This window comes from Streptococcus sp. Marseille-Q8145, from assembly GCF_965112035.1.
In genome coordinates this window covers 219,635-242,424 of the sequence record NZ_CBCOPQ010000004.1, presented here as the reverse complement: position 1 = coordinate 242,424, position 22,790 = coordinate 219,635, and the positions used below count along the sequence as shown (strand labels likewise).

The 22,790-nt window shown below is 43.7% G+C and carries 21 protein-coding genes; 3 read left to right on the top strand and 18 right to left on the bottom strand.

Annotated elements, in window-relative coordinates:
* Nucleotides 1-163: 163 nt before the first annotated feature.
* Nucleotides 164-1,441, top strand: a complete 1,278-nt coding sequence (pbp3, locus tag ACWPVL_RS09525) for a D-alanyl-D-alanine carboxypeptidase PBP3 (RefSeq protein ID WP_454388518.1) — start codon at nucleotides 164-166, stop codon at nucleotides 1,439-1,441.
* 189 nt (nucleotides 1,442-1,630) lie between these two features.
* Here the strand turns inward: pbp3 and sufB are convergent, their stop codons facing one another.
* The 9 genes from sufB to ACWPVL_RS09480 all read right to left on the bottom strand — a co-directional run bounded on the left by sufB (nucleotide 1,631) and on the right by ACWPVL_RS09480 (nucleotide 11,763).
* On the bottom strand, nucleotides 1,631-3,043 hold the full coding sequence (gene sufB, locus ACWPVL_RS09520) for a Fe-S cluster assembly protein SufB (protein WP_125383452.1): 1,413 nt from the start codon (nucleotides 3,041-3,043) through the stop codon (nucleotides 1,631-1,633).
* Between the two features lie 17 nt (nucleotides 3,044-3,060).
* On the bottom strand, nucleotides 3,061-3,498 hold the full coding sequence (sufU, locus tag ACWPVL_RS09515; protein WP_454388516.1) for a Fe-S cluster assembly sulfur transfer protein SufU: 438 nt from the start codon (nucleotides 3,496-3,498) through the stop codon (nucleotides 3,061-3,063).
* On the bottom strand, nucleotides 3,485-4,717 hold the full coding sequence (locus ACWPVL_RS09510; protein ID WP_454388514.1) for a cysteine desulfurase: 1,233 nt from the start codon (nucleotides 4,715-4,717) through the stop codon (nucleotides 3,485-3,487). Before ACWPVL_RS09510 ends, sufU begins: the two co-directional genes overlap by 14 nt.
* Before the next feature lie 40 nt (nucleotides 4,718-4,757).
* Nucleotides 4,758-6,020, bottom strand: coding sequence for a Fe-S cluster assembly protein SufD (sufD, locus tag ACWPVL_RS09505; RefSeq protein ID WP_454388512.1), 1,263 nt, complete (start codon nucleotides 6,018-6,020; stop codon nucleotides 4,758-4,760).
* Between the two features lie 41 nt (nucleotides 6,021-6,061).
* Entirely contained in the window at nucleotides 6,062-6,832 is a 771-nt protein-coding gene (gene sufC, locus ACWPVL_RS09500) for a Fe-S cluster assembly ATPase SufC (RefSeq protein ID WP_005591767.1), read from the bottom strand.
* An 83-nt stretch (nucleotides 6,833-6,915) separates the two neighbouring features.
* A complete protein-coding gene (locus tag ACWPVL_RS09495; protein WP_454388509.1) occupies nucleotides 6,916-8,088 on the bottom strand; it encodes a glycosyltransferase family 4 protein in 1,173 nt (390 codons plus the stop codon).
* Nucleotides 8,079-8,825: an adaptor protein MecA gene (gene mecA / locus ACWPVL_RS09490; protein WP_454388507.1), complete on the bottom strand. Its 747-nt coding sequence runs from the start codon at nucleotides 8,823-8,825 to the stop codon at nucleotides 8,079-8,081. The genes ACWPVL_RS09495 and mecA overlap by 10 nt, the downstream gene beginning before the upstream one ends.
* A 111-nt stretch (nucleotides 8,826-8,936) precedes the next feature.
* Nucleotides 8,937-9,779 carry an undecaprenyl-diphosphate phosphatase gene (locus ACWPVL_RS09485; protein ID WP_125378906.1) on the bottom strand — a complete coding sequence of 281 codons (843 nt, stop codon included), beginning with the start codon at nucleotides 9,777-9,779 and terminating at the stop codon, nucleotides 8,937-8,939.
* Between the two features lie 88 nt (nucleotides 9,780-9,867).
* Nucleotides 9,868-11,763, bottom strand: a complete 1,896-nt coding sequence (locus tag ACWPVL_RS09480; protein WP_454388505.1) for a DUF2207 family protein — start codon at nucleotides 11,761-11,763, stop codon at nucleotides 9,868-9,870.
* Nucleotides 11,764-11,893: 130 nt separating this feature from the next.
* On the opposite strand from ACWPVL_RS09480, the gene ACWPVL_RS09475 reads away from it, so the two are divergent.
* Together ACWPVL_RS09475 and ACWPVL_RS09470 are read left to right on the top strand one after the other, a co-directional pair.
* Nucleotides 11,894-13,459 (top strand): ABC transporter substrate-binding protein/permease, encoded by a 1,566-nt coding sequence (locus ACWPVL_RS09475; protein WP_454388503.1) that lies wholly within the window; start codon nucleotides 11,894-11,896, stop codon nucleotides 13,457-13,459.
* The gene (locus tag ACWPVL_RS09470) at nucleotides 13,456-14,196 is read left to right on the top strand and encodes an amino acid ABC transporter ATP-binding protein (RefSeq protein WP_454388501.1); all 741 of its coding nucleotides are present in this window, start codon (nucleotides 13,456-13,458) and stop codon (nucleotides 14,194-14,196) included. The genes ACWPVL_RS09475 and ACWPVL_RS09470 overlap by 4 nt, the downstream gene beginning before the upstream one ends.
* Nucleotides 14,197-14,289: 93 nt before the next feature.
* Here the strand turns inward: ACWPVL_RS09470 and ACWPVL_RS09465 are convergent, their stop codons facing one another.
* The 9 genes from ACWPVL_RS09465 to ACWPVL_RS09425 all read right to left on the bottom strand — a co-directional run bounded on the left by ACWPVL_RS09465 (nucleotide 14,290) and on the right by ACWPVL_RS09425 (nucleotide 22,782).
* Nucleotides 14,290-14,505, bottom strand: coding sequence for a capsule biosynthesis transcriptional regulator (locus ACWPVL_RS09465; RefSeq protein ID WP_001130035.1), 216 nt, complete (start codon nucleotides 14,503-14,505; stop codon nucleotides 14,290-14,292).
* Nucleotides 14,506-14,615: 110 nt separating this feature from the next.
* A complete protein-coding gene (locus ACWPVL_RS09460; protein ID WP_005591760.1) occupies nucleotides 14,616-15,512 on the bottom strand; it encodes an SPFH domain-containing protein in 897 nt (298 codons plus the stop codon).
* Nucleotides 15,513-15,605: 93 nt separating this feature from the next.
* The gene (gene ilvA, locus ACWPVL_RS09455; RefSeq protein WP_062005023.1) at nucleotides 15,606-16,856 is read right to left on the bottom strand and encodes a threonine ammonia-lyase IlvA; all 1,251 of its coding nucleotides are present in this window, start codon (nucleotides 16,854-16,856) and stop codon (nucleotides 15,606-15,608) included.
* Nucleotides 16,857-16,922: 66 nt separating this feature from the next.
* A complete protein-coding gene (gene ilvC / locus ACWPVL_RS09450; protein WP_005591758.1) occupies nucleotides 16,923-17,945 on the bottom strand; it encodes a ketol-acid reductoisomerase in 1,023 nt (340 codons plus the stop codon).
* A gap of 64 nt (nucleotides 17,946-18,009) precedes the next feature.
* A complete protein-coding gene (gene ilvN, locus ACWPVL_RS09445) occupies nucleotides 18,010-18,486 on the bottom strand; it encodes an acetolactate synthase small subunit (RefSeq protein WP_005591757.1) in 477 nt (158 codons plus the stop codon).
* Nucleotides 18,479-20,179: an acetolactate synthase large subunit gene (locus ACWPVL_RS09440; protein WP_048766450.1), complete on the bottom strand. Its 1,701-nt coding sequence runs from the start codon at nucleotides 20,177-20,179 to the stop codon at nucleotides 18,479-18,481. Before ACWPVL_RS09440 ends, ilvN begins: the two co-directional genes overlap by 8 nt.
* 161 nt (nucleotides 20,180-20,340) lie before the next feature.
* Complete coding sequence (locus ACWPVL_RS09435) at nucleotides 20,341-20,940, bottom strand: response regulator (RefSeq protein WP_454388497.1); 600 nt, start codon at nucleotides 20,938-20,940, stop codon at nucleotides 20,341-20,343.
* Nucleotides 20,937-22,043 (bottom strand): sensor histidine kinase, encoded by a 1,107-nt coding sequence (locus ACWPVL_RS09430; protein ID WP_454388495.1) that lies wholly within the window; start codon nucleotides 22,041-22,043, stop codon nucleotides 20,937-20,939. Before ACWPVL_RS09430 ends, ACWPVL_RS09435 begins: the two co-directional genes overlap by 4 nt.
* A gap of 4 nt (nucleotides 22,044-22,047) precedes the next feature.
* On the bottom strand, nucleotides 22,048-22,782 hold the full coding sequence (locus ACWPVL_RS09425; RefSeq protein WP_454388493.1) for an ABC transporter permease: 735 nt from the start codon (nucleotides 22,780-22,782) through the stop codon (nucleotides 22,048-22,050).
* Nucleotides 22,783-22,790 lie beyond the last annotated feature (8 nt).

Here is a 22,790-nt window from a genome sequence, read left to right as displayed (position 1 = left end):
AGTATAGGAAAATTTATATGCATTTTCATATATTTTCATAAACATGCAGAAAATCTTATAAATAAAATTTGTTCAATATTTTACAAGGATTCTTGAATAGGATTATCAAAAATATCGGCTTTTTTATGTTACAATAGATTTATTACTAATCTAGGGGAGAGAAATGAAAAAACTTTTTGTATTCCTACTGCTATTCTTTGGTCTGATTGCCAAGCCTGTTCTGGCAGATGACTATGAAATTGCTGCTAAAAGCGCCATTGCTGTCGATGCAAATTCAGGAAAAATCCTCTATGAAAAGGAGGCTACAAGCCCACTAGAAGTCGGTGCTATTACTAACATTTTGACTGCTTATCTGGTTTACGAAGCTATTGCTGATGGCAAACTGAGCCTAGAAACTGAGGTTGATATTTCTGATTATGCTTACCAGCTGACAGTAAACCCCTCTATCGCGAACCTGCCTCTGGAAGCACGACGCTACAAGGTAAAGGACTTGCTGAATGCTTCTCTTTTGGCCAGCGCCAACAGCGCCACCATCGCTCTGGCAGAAAAAGTTGGTGGAAGTGAGGAAAATTTTGTCAAGATGATGAAAGCCAAACTCAAAGAATGGAATATTTCTGATGCAACCATTGTAAATGCTACTGGTACGGATATTCGTTTATTAGATGGTTCGCTAGAAACTAGCAGTGCTGAAGAAGAGACCGCAGAGAATTCTAAAAGCAAGAAAAAACAAGAGACTGTCAATAAGTTCAGTGCTTATGATATAGCTGTGATTGCCTCACATCTAATCGATGACTATCCAGAGGTCCTTGGTATCACTTCCAAATCTCATGTGAATTTTGCAGGAATCCAACTAGAAAATCCCAACTTAATGTTGGAAGGCTCTCCTAGTTTTCGGACAGGAGTGAAGGGCTTGAAGACAGGTGGGTCCGAGCAGAATGGTGTTTCATTTGTCGGTGTAACAAGTGAAAAAGGGATGCGATTGATCACAGTCGTTTTAGGAGTCGCGCAGGAAGATAACGACCCTAATACCCGTTTTGGCGTTACATCTAGCCTAATGACATACGTTACGCAAAATTTTTCTCCGACGGTCTTGGTCAAAAAAGGCGAACGATATAATAATTCACAAGTAGCTATTAGAGACAGCCAAGAGGATCAGGTCGCTGCAGTTGCTAGTGAGGACTTGGTAATCCTAGAACGGATAGCCAATCAGGCTGAACATAAAGTCACCTTTACTCCAAGTCCACAGGAGCTGCAGGCACCCTTGAAAAAAGGTAGTGTAGTGGGCACTCTCACTTATACAGATTCTGAGCCAATCGGCCAGGGCTACATCGAAAATAAGAAAACTTCTATTTCTATGGTTACAGAAAAAAAAGTTGAAAAAGCTATCATTTTCAAAGTCTGGTGGAATGATTTTATCCGCTTTGTCAATGAGAAGTTATAAAAGAAATACCGCGAATCAATTGATTCGCGGTTATTTGTATAGTCGTAAACGTTTAATATAATCCAAAAAATTCTTTGAGGGTTAACTCGCATCGAGTATCCACTACTGTTTAACAGGTCCTCTGAATTTTTTAAACACCTTGCTTAAGTAAAGATTTATTCGCAATTAAAAAGAGGCCAACGCCTCTTTTTATCCAACAGACCCTTCCATTTCATAGCTGATGAGACGGTTGAGCTCAACAGCATATTCCATAGGTAGTTCTTTGGTAAATGGCTCAACAAAGCCCATGACAATCATTTCTGTTGCTTCGGATTCCGATAGGCCACGGCTCATGAGGTAGTAGAGCTGCTCCTCTGAAATCTTAGAAACCTTAGCTTCATGTTCCAAAGCCACTTGCGAGTTGTGAATTTCATTAAATGGAATAGTATCTGAAGCAGACAAGTCATCCATGATAATAGTATCACACTCGATATGGCTGACAGATTTCTTAGAATTGCGAGCAAAGGTCACTTGGCCACGGTAGTCAACTTTTCCTCCACCTTTAGCGATGGATTTAGACACGATGGACGAGCTGGTATGTGGCGCATTGTGAATCATCTTAGCCCCTGTATCCTGGTGTTGTCCAGCATTGGCAAAGGCAATAGAAAGCATGGTACCACGCGCTCCTTCTCCATCAAGGTAAACAGATGGGTACTTCATGGTTGTTTTGGCACCCAAGTTTCCATCGATCCACTCAACTGTCGCATCTTTCATAGCACGCGCTCGTTTGGTTACAAGGTTGTAGACATTATCTGACCAGTTTTGAATCGTCGTATAGCGCATATAGGCACCGTCAAGGGCAAAGATTTCGACAATAGCCGCATGTAAGCTGTTGCTTGAATAAGTAGGCGCTGTACATCCTTCTACGTAGTGAACACTTGCTCCCTCATCAACGATAATCAAGGTCCGCTCAAACTGACCGGAATTTTCATTGTTGATACGGAAGTAGGTTTGAAGCGGGATGTCTACCTTGACACCTTTTGGCACATAGATAAAGGTACCACCAGACCAGACGGCAGAGTTGAGGGCAGCCAACTTGTTGTCTGTCGGCGGAACCAACTTAGCAAAATACTGTTTGAAAAGCTCTGGGTATTCCTTAAGAGCTGAGTCAGTATCTGTAAAGACGATTCCTAGCTTTTGGAACTCTTCCTTCATATTGTGGTAGACCACTTCGGACTCATACTGGGCAGCTGCACCAGCAAGGTAAGCTCGCTCTGCTTCTGGGATCCCAATCCGCTCAAAGGTTTCCTTGATCTTCTCAGGCACTTCATCCCAGCTTCTAGCAGGCTTATCAGAGGCCTTTTGGTAATAAATCAAGTCATCAAAATTAATTTCTGACAAATCTGGCCCCCAAGTCTGCATCGGCATCTTTTTGAAAACCTCGTAGGACTTAAGGCGGAAATCCAACATCCACTCTGGTTCACCCTTGGCTGCAGAAAGCTCACGAATGACCGCTTCATTCAGCCCTTTCCCTGTCGAGAGAACAGGTTCAACATCGTCATGGAAACCAAACTTGTACTCACCGAGATCAATCGGTTTTGGTTCTACTCTTTCTTCTGACATAATTTCCTTTCACATTCTTACTTTTTATCTTCTTCAATTGCTCGCTTGAGGGCATTCCAACCCAAGGTCGCACACTTAATCCGCTGCGGGAATTTGGCAACGCCAGCTAAAAAGGCTCCATCTCCCAATTCTTTCTGGCGACTGTCTTCCTGGCCCTGAACCATCTGTGAGAAGACTTCTGCTAATTCCAAGACCTGCTCTTTTGTCTTGCCCAGAACCGCATCCGTCATCATGCTGGCCGAAGCCGTTGAAATGGTACAGCCGGAATTCACAAAGGCAATATCCTCAATCTGGTTTTCAGCATTAAACTTCACAGACAGGCTGATAACATCGCCACAGGTTGGGTTATTGAGGACTACTTGCTCTACATTCTCCAGTTTCCCATGATGATGGGGGTGAGCCGAGTGGTCGGTCACAACCGCCTTGTAAAGACTGTCTAACTTAGAAAGTGCCATTGAAAAACTCCTTTGTCTTTTCTAAAGCATCTACCAGCTTGTCGCAATCCGCATAGGTATTGTAGATGTAAAAGCTAGCCCGCACAGTCGCTGGTACCTGCAGGTAGGTGAGCAAAGGCTGAGCACAATGGTGACCCGCCCGAACAGCTACTCCCTCATAGTCTAGAGCCGTCGCGACATCATGCGGATGGAGACCATCCAGATTAAAGGCAATCACGCCTGAGCGCTGGGCCAAATCTTGAGAGCCATAAATGGTCAAACCTTCCACTGCCTGCAGCTTAGGAAATACGTAGGCAATCAGGTCCTGCTCATGCTGGGAAATGGCATCCATGCCCAAGTCTTCCAAATAATCAATGGCCGCAGCAAGACCGATTGCTCCTGCCATATTTGGCGTTCCAGCCTCAAACTTCCAAGGCAATTCCTTCCAAGTTGCTTCCTGTTCATAGACAAAATCAATCATTTCGCCGCCGAACTCAACTGGCGACATCTGCTCTAGCAATTCTTCCTTGCCATAGAGAACCCCGATGCCAGTTGGGCCTGCCATCTTATGTCCCGAAAAGGCGAAGAAGTCCACATCCAAGTCCTGCACATCAATCTTCATGTGCGGAATGGATTGAGCCCCGTCCACCACCAAAAGCGCTCCTTGCTGATGAACCAACTGGGCAATTTCCTTGATGGGATTGATAATACCGAGGACATTAGAAGCATGAGCCAGAGAGACAAACTTGGTCTGATCATTGAGCTTGGCACGGAAATCCTCCATATCCAGAGCACCATCTTTGAGATAGGCATAGACTAACTTTGCTCCGGTCTTCCTACAAACTTCCTGCCAAGGAATGACATTGGAATGGTGCTCCATGATAGAGATCATCACTTCATCACCAGGCTGCAGCCTTTCAGCCGCAAACTGAGCCACCCAATTGAGACTCGTCGTGGTTCCTCGCGTAAAGAGGACTTCTCTGCTAGAAGCTGCATTGATAAAAGCACGAACTCTTTCTCTGGCTGCTTCATAGGCTGCTGTCGCTCGCTCGGCTAGCGTATGCACACCGCGGTGGACATTGGCATTGTCTCTAAGATAGTAGTTTTCGATAGCCGCTAGCACCTGCTTGGGTTTCTGGGTTGTCGCCGCATTGTCCAAATAAACCAAAGGCTCATCATTGACAATTTGGTCCAAAATGGGAAAATCTTTCTTGATTGCTTCTGCATTAAATCCAGACATGAAGACTCCTATCTACTTATACGGGACAAGGCCCAGCTTTTTATCTTTTTGCGAGAATAATATCGATATTTTCAATCATTTCATCACGAACTTCTTTAACAGGGATTTCCACAATCACTGAACCTAAGAAGCCGCGCACGACTAAGCGCTCGGCTGTCGCCTTATCAAGACCCCGACTCATGAGGTAATACATATCTTCTGGATCCACCTGACCGATAGAAGCCGCGTGACCAGCCGTTACATCGTTCTCATCTATCAAGAGGATTGGGTTAGCATCTGAGCGTGCTTGGTCAGACAGCATGAGAACCCGGCTTTCCTGCTGGGCGTCTGCACCCTTAGCACCCTTGATAATATGGCCGATACCATTGAAAGTCAAGGTTCCTTTTTCTAGGATAACCCCGTGCTGCAGGATATTTCCGATAGAGTTGCAGCCATAGTTAGTTACGCGGGTGTCAATCCCTTGAACCTGCTTGCCGCTAGAGAGAGCCACCACTTTCATATCCGCATGGCTTCCCTTACCATAGAGGTCGCTGTCAAAGTCAGCTACGACATTGCCTTCGTTCATAACGCCGATGGCCCAGTCAATCATGGCATCGTTGTCCAGCTTACCGCGACGGCTGATATAAGCCGTTACATTTTCGCCCAAGCGGTCAATAGCTGAAAACTTAATCTGAGCTCCAGCCTGGGCAATGACTTCAACGGTGATATTGGCAGTTGCTGGAACAGCTCCTTCACCGTAAGTTTCCAAACGTTCCAAGTAGTTAACCTTGGAATGCTTGCCCGCGATAATCAAAATATGCTTGTTAAAAGGAACATCGCTTTCGCTGTCCTGATAAAAAATCCCTTCAATCGGCTGGTCAATCTCAACATTATCCGGCACATAAAGAACGGCACCGCTGTTGAAATAGGCAGTGTGGTAAGCTGCCAATTTGTCCTCGTCATACTTGACTGCGGACATGAAATGCTTCTCTACCAACTCTGGAATTTCTTCCAAAGCAGAGTGGAAATCAGTGAAGATCACACCTTGCTCTGCTAAGCCAGCTGGCAATTGCTCAAGGACAGTTTGGGTTCCCATTTGGATGAACTTGAGATTGTCTCCAAGAGCCGTGAAATCTGGCACATTGGTCAAAGGCTCGCTATCAGAAATTCGTCCGTCTCCCAGATTCCAGCGGTGAAATTTGACCCGCTCAATAACTGGCAAGTCCAGTTGATCAATCTTGTCAAAGGCCTGCTGACGAAGATCAGCCAACCATGCTGGTTCTGCGTGAACTTGTGAAAATTCTTGAATCAATTCTTTTGTCATGTCATTCTCCTATCTTTTATCAAAGTCAAAAGAATGTTTGACTAGACTTCTTCAGTATAGTTGAAGCCCAACTCTTCAGCCAATTTGGCATAGCCTTCTTTTTCCAAGCGAACTGCCAATTCTGGACCGCCAGAAAGAACAACTTTCCCCTCCATCATGACATGAACAACGTCTGGAGTGATATAGTTGAGCAGGCGTTGGTAGTGGGTGATGATCATAGCACCAAATCCCTCTCCACGCATAGCATTGACCCCTTTAGACACGACCTTGAGAGCGTCGATATCCAGACCTGAGTCAATCTCATCCAAAAGCGCAAAAGTTGGCTCTAACATAAGCAACTGCAAGATTTCATTACGTTTTTTCTCACCACCTGAGAAGCCTTCATTGAGGTAGCGCTCAGCCATTTCTTCCTTCATGTTGAGCAATTCCATCTTTTCATCTAGTTTAGTAATGAAGTCGCGGACAGAGATTTTTTCATCGTCTTCCTTGCCAGCATTCATGGCCGCACGGAGAAACTCTGCATTGGTAATACCAGGAATTTCACTAGGATACTGCATTGCAAGGAAGAGTCCCATGCGAGCCCGTTCATCCACTTCTAGCTCCAAGATATTAACCCCATCAAAAAGCACCTCTCCTTGAGTCACTTCGTAGTTAGGATTGCCCATAATGGCTGCAGACAAGGTAGATTTCCCTGTTCCATTTGGACCCATGATGGCTGCAACTTCTCCCGTTTTCAGAGTAAGATTTACCCCTTTGAGAATTTTTTTCCCTTCAATTTCAACATGAAGATCTTTGATTTCTAAGACAGACATTTCTTTTTCCTTTCTTTGCTTAGCTGATTTACATACTTTAGTATACCAAAAAAAAGCCCAAAAGGCTTTTATTTTGTTTAGAACTATTCTTGTTTATGTTTCTTTTGGTATCTTTTCTCTCGAACTTCTTCTCGATAAGAAGAGTTTCCGATAAAGCGCAGAATATTGAGCAGAGGCGTCCTCTGCGGCCCCAGAACCCCTATTAGTTCTACCAAGAGTTCGACACCTAGCAGAAGTCCAATTACGAGGAGGAGTCCACCGATGCGGGTCGATACATTTAACAAGAGGGAAATCATTGAGAAAATCATCGAAATCCCATAGATAACCAGAACTGTTCCCCGATGTGTCAGCCCCAAGGACAAGAGCCTATGATGAAGGTGGTGACGGTCAGGCTGGTAAAATTTCTGACCAGACAAAGTCCGACGAACGATTGCTAAAAAAGTATCGGTAATCGGTACACCCAAGATAATCATAGGCGTGACAATCGCTACCGCCGTCGCATTTTTCAAGCCTTGTAGAGACAGGACCGAAATCATAAAACCGATGAAAAGAGCCCCCGTATCCCCTCCATATATAATGGCTGGATGATAATTGTAAGGAAAGAAGCCAGCAATAGAGGCTACTAAGACCAGGATTGTCAAAGTCAGGAATAAATTATGGCCCGGCAAGAAAAAGTAGGAAACAATCCCCATGGTTAGCAAGGAAATAATGGAGACCCCGCTAACAAGGCCGTCTAAACCATCCATGAGATTAACCGCATTGGTAATAGAGACAATCCAGAGAATGGTCAAAATAAAAGATAGCCAAGGTGGGAAAAAAAGATGGGGACCACCAAACGGAATCTTAAAGTCATCCAAGCGGAAATCCGTCAGCCACCAAATCAGACAGGCAGCTAGCACAATCCCCCCTAACTTCATCAGAGGACTTAATTCTTTAATATCGTCGATAAGCCCCGTCAGGGCAACAATCAAGCCCCCCAACACAACCGGCCAAATATAGTCAAAATAAGTCTGTTCAAAAAAAGTGACGCCAACAATCTGCGGCATGAAGACCAAAGTTGCCAAGGTAAAAGCCGTCACAACTGCCAGACCGCCTGCACTCGGCATGGGCTTCTTATTGATTCGTCGAGCATTAGGATAGTCGACGGCATCCATTTTAAAAGCCAAGAGCCGAACGAGGGGAGTCAGCAAAACTCCGACAAAAAATGTCGCTAGCAGCACCAAAATGAACTTCAATGGAAAAGAAATCATACGCATTCAACTTTCTGCAACTGTTGGATGGCTTCTGTCACCAAAAGCAGACGCCCGTGTTCTTGTAGGACAGAACGTGTAATATCTGTATCCTCAGCAAATTCACGCATTTTAGCCAGTAACCAAGCTGGATAAAGAGCAGGTTGCTCTTCCAAATCTACCAAAATAGTCAGGTAGTAGGCAGAGTCATATTTATAAAGTTCTGATAGGTCTATTGGGTAGTCAACCGTTTTGGCGAAAGAAACCGCACTCTGCAAATCAGTAAATGACAAAATATAGTAGACATAACGGTCTAGGTTCTCTTCGTCCTTCTCCTCTGAAGAATCTGCAGAATCCTCCTGATCAGCCTCTGCTGCCTCTAAAGATTTAACCGCCTCGAGATCATCCTTACTCTTTTCAAAGATATTTTTTTCCAAAGTCTTTAAAAACTCATCTGGAGACATTTGGCTAAGTTCATCCATATCTGGTAGATTACCCAAGTCTTCAAAATTCAAATTCTTATCAATCTTGGATCTCGTCACAAAGACATCCAGCTTGTCTGGCTTAGGCGTCACTCGAAAACTGAGCATGCCACTGTCTAAAAAGCTGTCCGGCATTTCCAACTCATCCAAAATAGTATAGAAAAACTCTTCTGTTTTTTCTTGGGGAACTAGGAAATCTGCAATTTCCATTCCGTGTTCTTCCAAATCTTCCAACTGGATGGTGATTTTAATCGTCGAATCATTAATCTGTTTCACTTCCATCTCATCAACCTCATACTTTCATAGTCTTTCTATTATACTAAAATTCTAAACTTATTTCAAAAAAATAACTGGTCAAATAAGAAAAGGCTGGGAAAATTTCCCAAGCCTTGATTAACCAATAATGACCTTGATCAGACCGTAAACCAACAGCAAAACTCCGAGTCCGATCCGATATTTACCAAAGATTGTAAAGTCATGATTCTTGACATAGTCTGTCAGGAAGCGAATCACATAAAGACTGACTCCGAAAGCCACTCCCATCGCTACCAATAAAAGGAATAATTGATCGAAACCTAAAGAATTACCCTTGATAATAAATTTCAGGATTTTCAGCCCACTTGCACCAAACATGATTGGGATACCCAAATAGAAAGTAAACTCTGTCACAACTGGTCGGCTGACACCATTCAAGAGACCACCGACAATGGTCGCACCTGAACGGCTGGTTCCCGGAAAGAGGGACAAGACTTGGAAAAGACCAATATAAAGAGCGGTTTGATAAGGAAGTCTGCTCAATTCTGTAACAGTCGGTTCCACCTGCTCTCGTTTTTCCAGATAGATAAAGGCAACCCCGTAGATAATCAGCATGATCGCAACGGATACCAGATTATAAAAATGGGCTTCAAACCAATCGTCTAGGAAAAGGCCGATGATTGCGGCTGGCAAAGCAGCAACGACTACCTTGGCCCAGAGCTGCCATGTCAGCTGAATTTGACGAGCTGTTTTCCCTGGTTTAAAAGGGTTGAGCTTATCAAAATAAATCACCACAACCGCCAAGATTGCTCCCAGCTGAATGACTACATTGAACATTTCCATGAAGGCTGGATTTTCATTTTTATACTTGATAAAATCTTGAATCAGAATCAAGTGGCCGGTACTCGAAATGGGTAGCCACTCTGTAATTCCTTCAACAATTCCATAAATAATGGACTTTAAAATTTCAATAATAAACATAGATAACTCCTAAAACAACTTTAACATTTATTATACCACATATTGGAGGAGAGGAAAAGCTTTCTTAAGGGCTTTGGCAAGCTTTTTATCAAAAGGCTCCGCCCCCGCCGCCTCCACCGCCACCAGAGAAGCCACCTCCTGCTCCGCCTCCCGATGAAACAGAAAAATGACTGGCCGTCGAGGCAATGTGTCCATAATTTGACAAACTATGGGAACTTGCGTAGAAAATAGGATGAAGATTGTATTGTAGATAAGTATTCATAGACGCGTTTTCCAAGGAAATCTGACGCAGCTTCATGACCCGACTAACACGATCTGCATAGCCAAATAGGGTAGCATAGACCAAAAGCCGGTTCCACAGGACAATGCCCTCCACCTCGGTATCGTATAGGCGAGCGATGTAGCGTAGCATATTCGCAAAGCTATTCCAGAGATAGAAATCATGGGCTCCCTCATCGCTCAAGACACCATCCCGCTGATATAACTGCAAGGCTCTGCCCAGCAGAACCGTCAACACCGAAGCAACAGCTGCAAGTGGAAGATAGGACCAAATAAAACCGTCTAGCTTGATCAAATAGACAAAAAATGTCAAGAGAGACAAGACAAAAGCAAGCACACTAGCGATTAAGGCCAACCAAAACAGAAACTTTTCGCCTCGCTTTAAAGGACGGTAGTGATCCAGCAAGTTCAGCTCCTGAGTCTCCCTTAGCACTTGTTCAGACAAGATGTTTAAATTAGTTGAAAAGCGATTTTTGATCCGATTTCCAATTTGGCGAATTCGTGCTTCATCTGTTGATTTTTTATTTTTATAAAGGTCTTCTGAAATCTGATAAGATTCAAACAAGTCTACTACAGCCGCTTGTTTATGGTCACCAAATGCCATCTGTAAGAATTGACCTTCAAACTCTGACAAACCTTTTTTAGAAGTTGGTTTCAAGATTGGCTTGTCTGCAGTTCCTAAAAGCTCTATGTAGCCTCGATCCATCAAATCCAGCAAGGTTGCCTGCACTAGATTTTCAAATTTTAAATGGGCTCGTCCGCCACTGGTCGGATCGACTTCTCTCATATCCACAGCAAAGATATTGGCCGCTACAACAAGAGGGGCCAGATCTTGCGGAGCTTCATAGAGGCGAGCGTCTCTAGGAAAAGCTTGGCTAGGGCGAATCTTAATCCGAAAAATCAGATAAAGTATTCCCGAAAGGATCAGCAAAAACAGGCAGATAAGAGGCAGATAAACTTCCCCCAAGCGATGATAAAACTGGCTCTTGGCTACAATCTCTTTCTCAACTGCTTGAAAAGTCTGTAGATAGTTGGTTGCTTTTGGATCCTCTGCTGCCTGATGCAGGGCCTGGCGATGCCAATATCCATGCAGTTCGACCTTCTTCCTGCTAGGCAAATGAGATAGCTGAATCCGATAATCACCACGTTCCCTATCTATAGTGGCCGATTGGCCAAAATAACCTGTATGAACATACATGTCCGTTAAGGTCCAGGTTCCCAGGCCCCAAACCTTAATCGTCACATTTTGCAGTTCCTCTTCCCAATCACTGATCGGCGTCCATTTGAGCTCTGCAATATCTTTATGGAGAAACAGAAGATTGGTCAGGTTCCATGTGACTGTTACTTTGACCGTATCACCTTCTTTACCTGCATTGTAAATCTTGACTTCGTAACCATCTCCCAAATCCGTGACTCGTGGCTCAAAGTCATACTTTACGACTCCGTTGGTTTTCACGGAAACTTTTGGATCTGAATTAATAGCAAAGCCTTCTGGCATCTTTCCTGCCGACCCTAAGGAGACCATCTGGCCATTGTAATCATCATCAAAATGATAAGTCACCTCTTCTGTATAGGTAGCTGTATTATCGGCGTGGATCTCCAAATCTCCATTATAAGACTGGATTTGATAGTCTAAAGCTGACACCGTCCCAGCAAAAAATAAACTCAAAAAAAGAATAAAAATCCCTGACAAGTACCTTTTCATAAACCAAAGTCCTTTTCTAAATCTTTATCCTATTATAGCATTTTTCTCAAGTAAGGGCTTACCGGGATTGAAAAGTCGAATATTTTTCGGTAGAATAGAAAGAACTATTTTAGAAGGACTAGGAGAGAATATGAAAAAATTCATTTTAACCTTATTGACAGCCCTCCTCGTCTGTCTGGGGACCTTTACCGTAGCTCAGGCGGATGATTATCTTAGAATTGGGATGGAAGCGGCCTATGCCCCTTTCAACTGGACCCAAGATGATGATTCAAATGGCGCTGTTAAAATCGAAGGAACAAATCAGTATGCCAATGGCTACGATGTCCAAGTTGCTAAGAAGATTGCTCAGGAAATGGGCAAGGAACCTCTAGTTGTGAAAACTTCTTGGAACGGACTGATTCCAGCCTTGACCTCTGGTAAAATCGATATGATTATCGCTGGTATGAGCCCAACAGCCGAACGGAAAAAAGAAATCGCCTTTTCTAACAGCTACTATACTAGTGAGCCTGTTATGCTGGTTCGAAAAGACGGCAACTACGCTAATGCTAAGACCCTCAAAGATTTCAAAGATGCTAAAATCACCTCTCAGCAAGGTGTCTATCTTTACAATCTGATTTCTCAACTGCCAGGTGCTAAGCAAGAGACCGCCATGGGAGATTTCGCCCAAATGCGTCAAGCTCTAGAATCTGGTGTTATTGACGGTTACATTTCTGAACGTCCCGAAGCTCTGACAGCCGAAGCTGCCAACTCTAAGTTCAAAATGATTCAATTCAAAGAGGGCTTTGAAGTTGGTGAAGAAGATGCCTCCATCGCTGTCGGTATGCGTAAAGACGACAGCCGAATCGAGCAAGCTAATGCAGCTATCGCTAAACTCTCAACAGATGACCAAGTCCAGCTGATGGATCAGATGATTAAAAATCAACCGGTGGACACTGATACTGACGATGCTGAAGACTCATTCTTCAATAAAGTTTTTAAGATTTGGAAGGAAAACTGGCCGCAGTTCTTACGCGGAGCTGGTTTGACCTTGCTTATTTCCATCACAGGGACAATCGCTGGCCTCTTCATTGGCTTGTTGATTGGGGTCTATCGAACAGCGCCCATTTCAAAAAATAAGGCTTTAGCCTTCCTACAAAAACTATTCGGTTGGTTCCTCAATGTTTACATTGAAATCTTCCGTGGTACTCCTATGATTGTACAATCCATGGTTATCTACTATGGAACAGCTCAGGCTTTTGGTATTTCGATTGACCGGACGGCCGCAGCCATCTTCATCGTTTCTATCAATACTGGTGCTTACATGAGTGAAATTGTCCGCGGTGGTATCTTTGCCGTTGACAAGGGACAATTCGAAGCAGCTACTGCACTCGGAATGACCCACGGCCAAACCATGCGCAAGGTCGTCCTGCCACAGGTGGTCCGCAACATTCTGCCTGCGACGGGGAATGAATTTGTCATCAATATCAAGGATACATCTGTCCTGAATGTTATCTCCGTGGTGGAGCTCTACTTCTCAGGAAATACTATTGCTACTCAGACTTATCAGTATTTCCAAACTTTCACTATTATCGCAGTTATTTACTTTGTCTTGACCTTTACCGTCACTCGAATCCTACGTTTCATCGAGCAGAAATTTGACACAGATCATTACACAACAGGTGCCAACCAAATGCAGACGGGAGAATTGAAACAATGACCGAAACAATTTTAGAAATTAAAAATCTCAAAAAATCTTATGGGGAGAATCAAGTCTTAAAAGACATTTCTCTGACTGTCCACAAAGGCGAAGTTATCTCCATTATCGGAAGTTCAGGTAGCGGAAAATCAACCTTTCTCCGCTCCATCAACCTCCTAGAAACACCTACTGCTGGCGAAATTCTCTACCGTGGAAAAAATGTCTTGGACGAAAACTACGACCTGACTCACTACCGCGAAAAATTGGGTATGGTGTTCCAAAGTTTCAATCTTTTTGAAAATCTCAATGTGCTGGAAAACACCATCGTAGCTCAGACAACCGTGCTCAAAAGAGAGCGCGCTGAAGCAGAAAAGATTGCCAAAGAAAATCTGGAAAAGGTCGGTATGGGTGAGCTCTACTGGCAAGCCAAGCCTAAACAACTCTCAGGTGGACAGAAGCAGCGGGTTGCTATTGCGCGTGCGCTTTCTATGAACCCTGATGCCATCCTTTTCGATGAACCAACTTCAGCTCTTGACCCAGAAATGGTCGGCGAAGTCCTGAAAATCATGAGGGAATTGGCTAAAGAAGGCCTGACCATGATTGTCGTGACCCATGAAATGGAATTTGCCCGTGATGTTTCCAGCCGTGTTATCTTTATGGATAAGGGCGTCATCGCAGAAGAAGGCACTCCACAAGAATTCTTTACCAATCCTAAAGAAGAACGAACCAAGGAATTCCTACATCGCTTCTTGAAATAAACAACCAAGCAAACAAACAAGACGGAAAAAGATACATCCGCCTTGTTTTTTTATTCGCAAAATAAAAAAGCGGGTTTCCCCACTTTCCGAAGATTAGTCTTCAAACTTTTCATGATTCTTATCGTAGAAATCAATCAAGCCAAGAGCTGTTTCAAAAGAAATATTCTTTACTTTTGCACGTCCTTGAGCAAGAGCAATAATTGACATTTCACGCGCGTTTGTTTCTTTACTAATACGGTAACCTGTAATTTTTTTGTCACGAACCCATCCAACGACTGACTCTACTTTTTCAAAATTTGATTTAGCCATTTCTTACTCCTCTCTAACTTATTTCGAATACTAATATAATGGTTTTTATACAGTTTGTCAACTTAGAAAAACCAAAACAAACAAATTAAATAATTCTGAATATTCTATATTTATTTAGCTTTGAGGGCTGAAAGGATCTGGGTGCGAATACTCTCCACTCCATCAGGATTTGCTGGAAGGAAGATTGTGTTATTTCCTTGCTTATCTGCAAAATTATTCAAGGTATCTAAATACTGGTTAGTCAAGAGGATGGACATAATCTGTTCTTCTGTCAACTCAACATTGGCGCCTTTAAGCTCCTTAATTGAATCTGCTAAGCCGTCTACGATTGCCTTCCGCTGCTCTGCAATACCAACCCCATGAAGACGGTCTTTCTCAGCTTCGGCCTCTGCAGCAGTTACAATTTTAATCTTATCTGCTTCTGCCAATTCCTGAGCTGCCACGCGCTTTCGTTGAGCGGCATTGATTTCGTTCATAGACTGTTTAACTTCTGCATCTGGCTCAACCTTGGTAATCAAGGTCTTGACAATGATGTAGCCATAAGTCGACATTTCTTCAGCTACCTGCTTTTGAACTTCTAGGGCGATCTCATCTTTCTTTTCAAAGAGCTCGTCCAAGGTCAGTTTTGGAACAGAGGAACGCAGGGCATCTTCGATATAAGACTTAATCTGCGCTTCTGGCCGCATGAGTTTATAGTAAGCATCTGTAACATTGTGTTCATTTACCCGATACTGGGTCGCCACATTCATGGTCACAAAGACATTATCCTGAGTCTTGGTCTCAACAATAATGTCGCTTTGTAGCAAACGCAACTGAACACGAGCGGCGATTTTGTCAATTCCCAAAGGCAAACGAACATTCATCCCACTTGTACTAGTCTTGTGGTAACGACCAAAACGCTCAATGATGGCAACAGACTGCTGGCGCACAACATAAAGCGAGCTAAATGCCAATAGACCACAAAGAAGAAGAAAAATGAGAAAGAAGAAAAAGAAATTCAGTAACATAAGCGCATCTCCTTAATTTAATATAGTATATTCTAGCACAGTCCTCACTCACTTGCAATTAAAAAGTGGGATTTTGCTAAAATATTTTTAGGATCAGACTAACATGTTATAAAGCGTTTCATTTCCGTTTAGATTGATGAAGGAAGGATCAAAATGCTCGATTCGATTGATCAGACCCGCATAGTCATGCTTATTGGCCAAGGCAATCCCAATCAAGACCGGACCTGTTCCCTTGCTGGCCCGCTTGATATATTCAAATCGAGTGATGTCATCATTTGGCCCTAAGATATCATTTACAAATTCACGTAAGGCGCCAGGCCGCTGCGGGAAATTTACTACAAAATAATGCTTAATTCCATCATAGATGAGAGCGCGCTCTTCCATTTCAGGCATACGGTTAATGTCATTATTTCCGCCCGAAATGATACAGCAAACAGTTTTTCCTTTGATATATTCTCGCAACACTTCTAAGGCCGCCACACTAGCTGCACCAGCAGGCTCTGCGATGATTCCTTGTTTAGAATAGAGATCAATCAAGGTTTCTGAAATCAAGCCTTCATCAACCCCGATAAGTGTTTCTACATTCTTCTTCGTCGCTTCATAAGTAGAAGCCCCTACCTTTTGAACTGCGATACCGTCCGCAAATTTGTCAATTTCATTGAGTTTGACAGGACCGCCTGCTTCAAAAGCTGCTCTCATACTGCGGGCTCCATTCGCCTCTACCCCGATCACTTCAATTTGTGGCTGGCTTTCCTTGATGTAAGTGGATACTCCTGCGATGAGACCGCCGCCTCCTACTGGTACCAAGACCAAGTCTAAATTGATGGACTCCCGAGCTGTATCTTCTAGGATTTCATAAGCGACCGTCCCCTGACCTGCTTGAACATGAGCATCATCAAAAGGATCGATGAAAGTCCGATTTTCCATCCGTGTGAATTCCATAGCCGCCCGAGCAGAAGCATCAAAAGTATCTCCTACTAGCTTAATCGTAACAAAGTCGCCACCAAAGAAACGAACCTGTCCAATTTTTTGCTGAGGAGTTGTGATAGGCATAAAAATAGTAGCTGGAATTTTCATTTCATTACAAGTGTATGCGACACCCTGTGCGTGATTGCCCGCAGAAGCGCAGACAACCCCACGTTCTCGCTCTTCTTTACTCAACTGAGAAATGGCATAATAGGCACCACGGATTTTGAAAGAACGGACACGTTGGGCATTTTCCTTTTTAAGATAAATCTTTGCCCCGTACTTCTCTGACAAGTAATGATCATAATCAAGCGGTGTATTGACGACAACATCTTTTAATACCTTATGAGCACGGACGATATCTTTTGCTGTTAACATTCCTTTTCCTTTCCAAATGAGGTAAACAAACTCAGCTGGGATACCAGCTGAGTTTTCCACACAATCTTAGTTGTAGATCTTGAAAGCATCGTCGTCATTTTTACCAACGAATGGCATTGCTTTACGCAATTCTGCACCGACTTTTTCAATTTCAAGGTTAGCTGCTTGTTCACGGTAAGCAGTGAGTTTTGGACGTCCAGCCTTGTAGTCATTTACAAAGTCATTTGCAAATTTACCATTTTGGATGTCTGCAAGAACTGCTTTCATGTTTTCTTTGACTTGCTCAGTAATCACACGTGGACCTGATACATAGTCACCGTATTCAGCAGTGTTTGAAATAGATTGGCGCATTTTCTTGAATCCACCTTCATAGATCAAATCCACAATCAGTTTCATTTCGTGCAGCACTTCAAAGTAAGCTAATTCTGGTGCATAGCCTGCTTCTGTCAAGACTTCAAAACCTGCTTCGATAAGGGCAGTCAAACCACCACAAAGTACAGCCTGTTCACCAAACAAATCTTCTTCAGTTTCTTCTTTGTAAGTTGTTTCAAGCAAACCAACACGAGCTGCACCAACACCTTTACACCAGTCCATAGCGATATCTTTGGCATTTCCAGTCGCATCTTGATATACCGCGTAAAGAGCTGGAACACCGAAGCCTTCTTCAAAAGTACGGCGAACCAAGTGACCAGGACCTTTTGGTGCACACATGAAGACATCTACATCTGCAGGAACTTTGATAAATTCAAAGTGGATATTGAAACCATGAGCAAATCCAACGGCATTTCCAGCTTCCAAGTTAGGAGCGATTTCTGTTTCGTAAAGTTCTTGTTGGATTTCATCTGGAGCCAAGATCATGATAACATCAGCCAATTTAGCTGCTTCTGCTACTGTGTATGTGTCGAAGCCATCTTCTTTAGCCTTGTCAAATGACTTACCAGGACGAACACCGATAATCACATCATGACCTGTATCACGCAAGTTTTGTGCATGAGCATGACCTTGTGAACCATAACCGATAACGGCGATCTTTTTACCGTCAAGTGCTGCTACTTTTACATCTTTTTCGTATTCCATTGTTACTGCCATAATGTTTACTCTCTTTTCTATTTTTATTGCCTCTTAGGCTGGTTTAACAAATTAAAGGTTTGATTTAATCTCGGGTAAAGCCAGTTGCCCCAGTCCGTGCGATATTGCGAATGCCGTAAGGACGGATGACTCGTAAGAGCGCTTCGCTCTTTTCTGCATCGCCCGTCATCTGGATAGTGATCGAGCTTGGCGCCACATCGACTACCGTTGCCCGGAAAGGCTGGATAATGGCCAAGATTTCTGCACGCTTAGCAACTGGTGCTGATACCTTGATCAAAATAACTTCTCGCTCTAGGTGAGGATGATCTGTAATATCTCGCACCCGAATCACATCAATCTGGCGATTAAGCTGCTTGATAATCTGCTCCACTTCATTGAGGGAATTTACATCAATGATAATGGTGATCCGAGAAACATTTTCATCCTCGGTCGCACCGACGGAGATACTTTCGATATTGACCTGACGTCTGGAAAGCACACCAGTGAAGCGGTTCAGAACACCCGAACGATTTTGGAGTTTAGCTGTCAACATTCTACGCATGGAACTTCACCCCCAACATCTCATGATTGCTCTTGCCAGCTGGCACCATTGGAAGCACGTGCTCCTTGCGAGAAATATCTACCTCGATAAACATCGGTATGTCTTCCTTTAGGACTTCCAAATCTTGAGCAATGGTCTCTGGATTATCAAATTTATAGGATTTGACACCATAAGCCTGAGCCATCAGCTGAAAATCTGGCAAACTGTCAAAGACTGACTCGGAGGTACGACCATCATAGAAGGCTTCCTGCCACTGGCGAACCATACCTAGCGAATGATTATTGAGCATGATGACCTTAATCGGAATCTTGTAGATATTTAGGATGGCCATTTCTTGATTGGTCATCTGGTAGCCGCCGTCTCCAACGAAGAGAACCACTTCTTTATCTGGATTGGCAATCTTTGCTCCAATCGCTGCTGGAACACCAAAGCCCATGGTTCCAAGACCACCAGACGTAACTAGCTGACGCTCGTTGCGATAAGGATAGTACTGGGCTGTCCACATTTGGTGCTGGCCGACGTCCGTTACCACAATGGCATCGCCCTTGGTCAACTCACCCACGCGCTCAATAACAGCCTGAGGTTGGACAACTCGTTCCTTCTTATCATAGGAGCGGACCCGCTCCTTGTCTCGTGTCACCTTTTCTATCCACTTGCTGGTATTGTTGTGCACCTGCTCTTCTTCAAGCAACATTTGCAAAGCTTTCTTGGCATCTCCTACAATAGGAATATCCACGCTGATGATTTTACCGATCTCTGCTGGATCGATATCAATGTGGGCCACCTTAGCGCTTTTAGCAAAGGTTTTAGGATTACCAGTCAGACGGTCATCAAAACGACATCCAATGCTAATCATGAAGTCTGCTTCCGTCATCGCAATATTAGCCGCGAAAGAACCATGCATACCACCCATACCCAAGAACAAAGGATGATCTGTCGCAATCGTTCCCTGACCCAACAATGAGGTCACTACTGGAATCTGATACCGCTCTGCAAAAGCAACCATCTCCGCTGCTGCCCCTGCATAGCTAATACCACCACCAGAAAGAAGAACAGGTTTTTTAGCCTTGGAAAGCTGTTTAAGAATCTTCTTAATCTGTAATTCATTAGGCTCAATTGTTGGTTGATAGCTTGGCAGATGCAACTGAGTGTCATAGATAAAGTCTGTATCCAGAGCTGAGACATCCTTTGGCAAATCAATAACGACTGGCCCTGGACGACCTGTGGTCGCAATATGAATAGCCTCCGTAATGATTCTTGGTATGTCTGCCGTCTCCCGTACCTGATAATTGTACTTAGTGATAGGAGTAGTAATACCGACAATGTCGGCTTCTTGAAAGGCATCCTTACCAATGCCTGGTGTCGCTACCTGCCCAGTAAAAACCAAAAGGGGAACGCTGTCACTCATAGCGTCGGCGATCCCAGTAATGGCATTGGTTGCCCCCGGACCACTGGTTACAACAGCCACACCAATTTTCCCAGTAGACTTGGCGTAGCCTTCTGCTTCATGAACACACCCCTGCTCATGGCGACCAAGAATATGGCGGATACCTTTAAAGCTATAAATAGCATCATAGAGGGGCAAGACTGCACCACCAGGATAGCCAAAAATAGTATCAACACCAAGATTTTTCAAGGTTTCCAAGACCAGCTGCGAGCCGGACTTAGGAGTTTCTAATTGGATTCTTTCCATATTTCCCCTTTCATTTATTTACAATTTTCTAAAAATTCAAAAAGCTTTCTACTATGATAACATTTTTGAAAAAAATTGCAAGTATCGCGGATGTTTTTTTTCATTCTGATTGAAAAAGATAAGAAAATCCCGCTAAATCCGAATGTAGCGAGATAGTTATCTTATATCCATCCTTGATCTTGAGCAATTCGGACAGCTTCCGTACGATTGTCTGCTGCTAGCTTAGTCAGGATGGTCGACATATAGTTGCGAATAGTTCCATTTGATAAATAGAGTTTTTCAGCAATTTCTTTATTAGAAAGCCCAGTTGCTGCTGCTTCTAAGACTAGAAGCTCCTGATGAGAGAGGGGATTTTTATGAGTCATCAGCACTTCCATAAGTTCAGGCGAGTATTCTTTTTGTCCAGCCAAGACAGTATGAATGGTTTTCATCAGATCCGCAATGCTACGCTCCTTGAGTACATAGGCATCAACATCCGCCTTAACCGCTCGCTCAAAATAGCCTGGCCGCTTAAATGTCGTCACAATGATGACCTTGACAGTTGGCTGATGCTCTTTCACCCATTCTAGAACATCCAGCCCTGTCTGATAGGGCATCTCTACATCCAAGATGGCCACATCGACTGGATTGGTCTTGAGTAGCTCCATAGCTTCATGACCATCTGCCGCTTGAGAAACACTAGCAACATCCGGCTGCAACTGCAAGAGCTGGCTAAGGGCATCCCGCAGCATGCTCTGATCTTCTGCTAATAATAACTTCATCGCTCGTCTCCTTTAATCCTATACGGCAAACGCACGCGAATAATGGTAGGCTTCTGGCTGCTGATGACCTCCACTCTACCATCAAGCCCCTCCAAGCGCTCACGTACCGAATGCAAGTCTTGGCCCGTCACTTGCTTAAAGCCTCGGCCGTCATCTTCAACTTCCAAGATCAAATCTCGATCCTGACTATACAAATCAATTCTGGACTTCTCGGCCTCCGCATGCTTGATAATATTGGTTGCTAATTCCAATAAAATCATACTAATTGTAAACTGCATTTCCGTAGGGATACTGGCTACATTGAGCTGATTATGAAGCTCCAAGTCAATATCGCTCATTTCCAGCATGTTTCGGATTGTATTTAATTCTTCATCCAGCGTCCGCGTCTTGAGATTGTCTACAATCCGTCGAACATCAGCCATGGCCTGCTTACTGATCCGTCGCACTTCCTCCATCTCTTTCTCCGCCTGCTCATAAGCCTTCATTTGTAGGAATTGCTGGGCCAGCTCCGTCTTGACACTAAGCATGGCAAAGGTATGTCCCAGACTATCGTGTAAATCCCGTCCGATTCGATTGCGCTCATTTTCCGCTAGGAAGAGATTGAGCTGAGCGTTCTGCTTGCTTTTTTCTTCCTTGAGCTGTTCAGCGACTTGGATGCGATGCAGACCCAAGGTCAAGAAATCCGAAAAGAGAAAAGTCGTCGAGAAAAAGACCAGATAGCCAGTGCTCAATTGATTTTGCAGATACACCCCGACCAGAATAGCCGGTTGGATAGCTAAGAAACTCCAGAAGCGCCAAGATGTAAAGGAAATTTCCTTATAATGATAAATTAGAAGATTTGATAAATAAAAAATATACCAAACGAAGCCCACATTCAGCCAAATGGAAGTATAAAAAATGTAGGCAAGCATGATCCACCAGGACAGCGCCTGATAGAAAGGCTTTTTCTCTGTGAGGATGGTATAGTAAGCCCCTATAAACAATGCTGTCCAAAGCAAAGTCAAAAGCGGGTATTCACCACTGATAACACCCGCTATTGGAAAGATGATAAAGACCAGAGAAATATGAAACATATGATGTATGTTTTTGAACTTTTCCCACATAGAATTATTTAACCTCAATCCGTTTTTTGAGCTGAAGGACCAAAATGCTAAAGAAAATGGTGTAGGCTAGGACGATTAGCATGGCAGAGACATTCCAGTCATGGTGTTCCAAATAGGCAGAAACCACCTGCATGAGCTGGTAACTCGGAGTTAGCTTGCCGATAGATTGCAACCAGTCTGGAAACATAGTCAGCGGAAACCAAAGCCCACCCAAGACTGCTAAAGCCATATAAACGATATTGCCCACAACAGACATGAGCTGGGCACTGGGCAGGAGACTAACCAAGACGCCCATGGCGATAAAGACCATACTGCCAACCAAAAGAATTAGGGCAATCACGAGCCAGTCCATCATGGGCATATTGACTCCACGAACGAAATGTCCAACAGAGAAGACTACGATGATGGAAAGCAGAAAGGTCAGCAAAGTACTGAAAAGCTTGGATATATAATATTCTACCATAGAAACGGGCGAATGCTGAATCATTTTTTGCCAGTTATTGGTCTTGTCCGACTGCAAGGTGCTGGGAATGCTGAAAAAAGCACTGGACATGATGCTAAAAACTGTCATAGAAAAGAGATAGGTCTGGAGCGCAAGCGTCGGTACATCAGAACCTGACATCATTCCTGAAAAGATCAGATAGAACACGCTGGGCAGGCCGATAGAGAGCAGGTAGTAAGCCGCCTGCCGCTTCATCAAAATCAACTCCATTTTCATTAAACTAACCATATTTTTCATAATGCTGC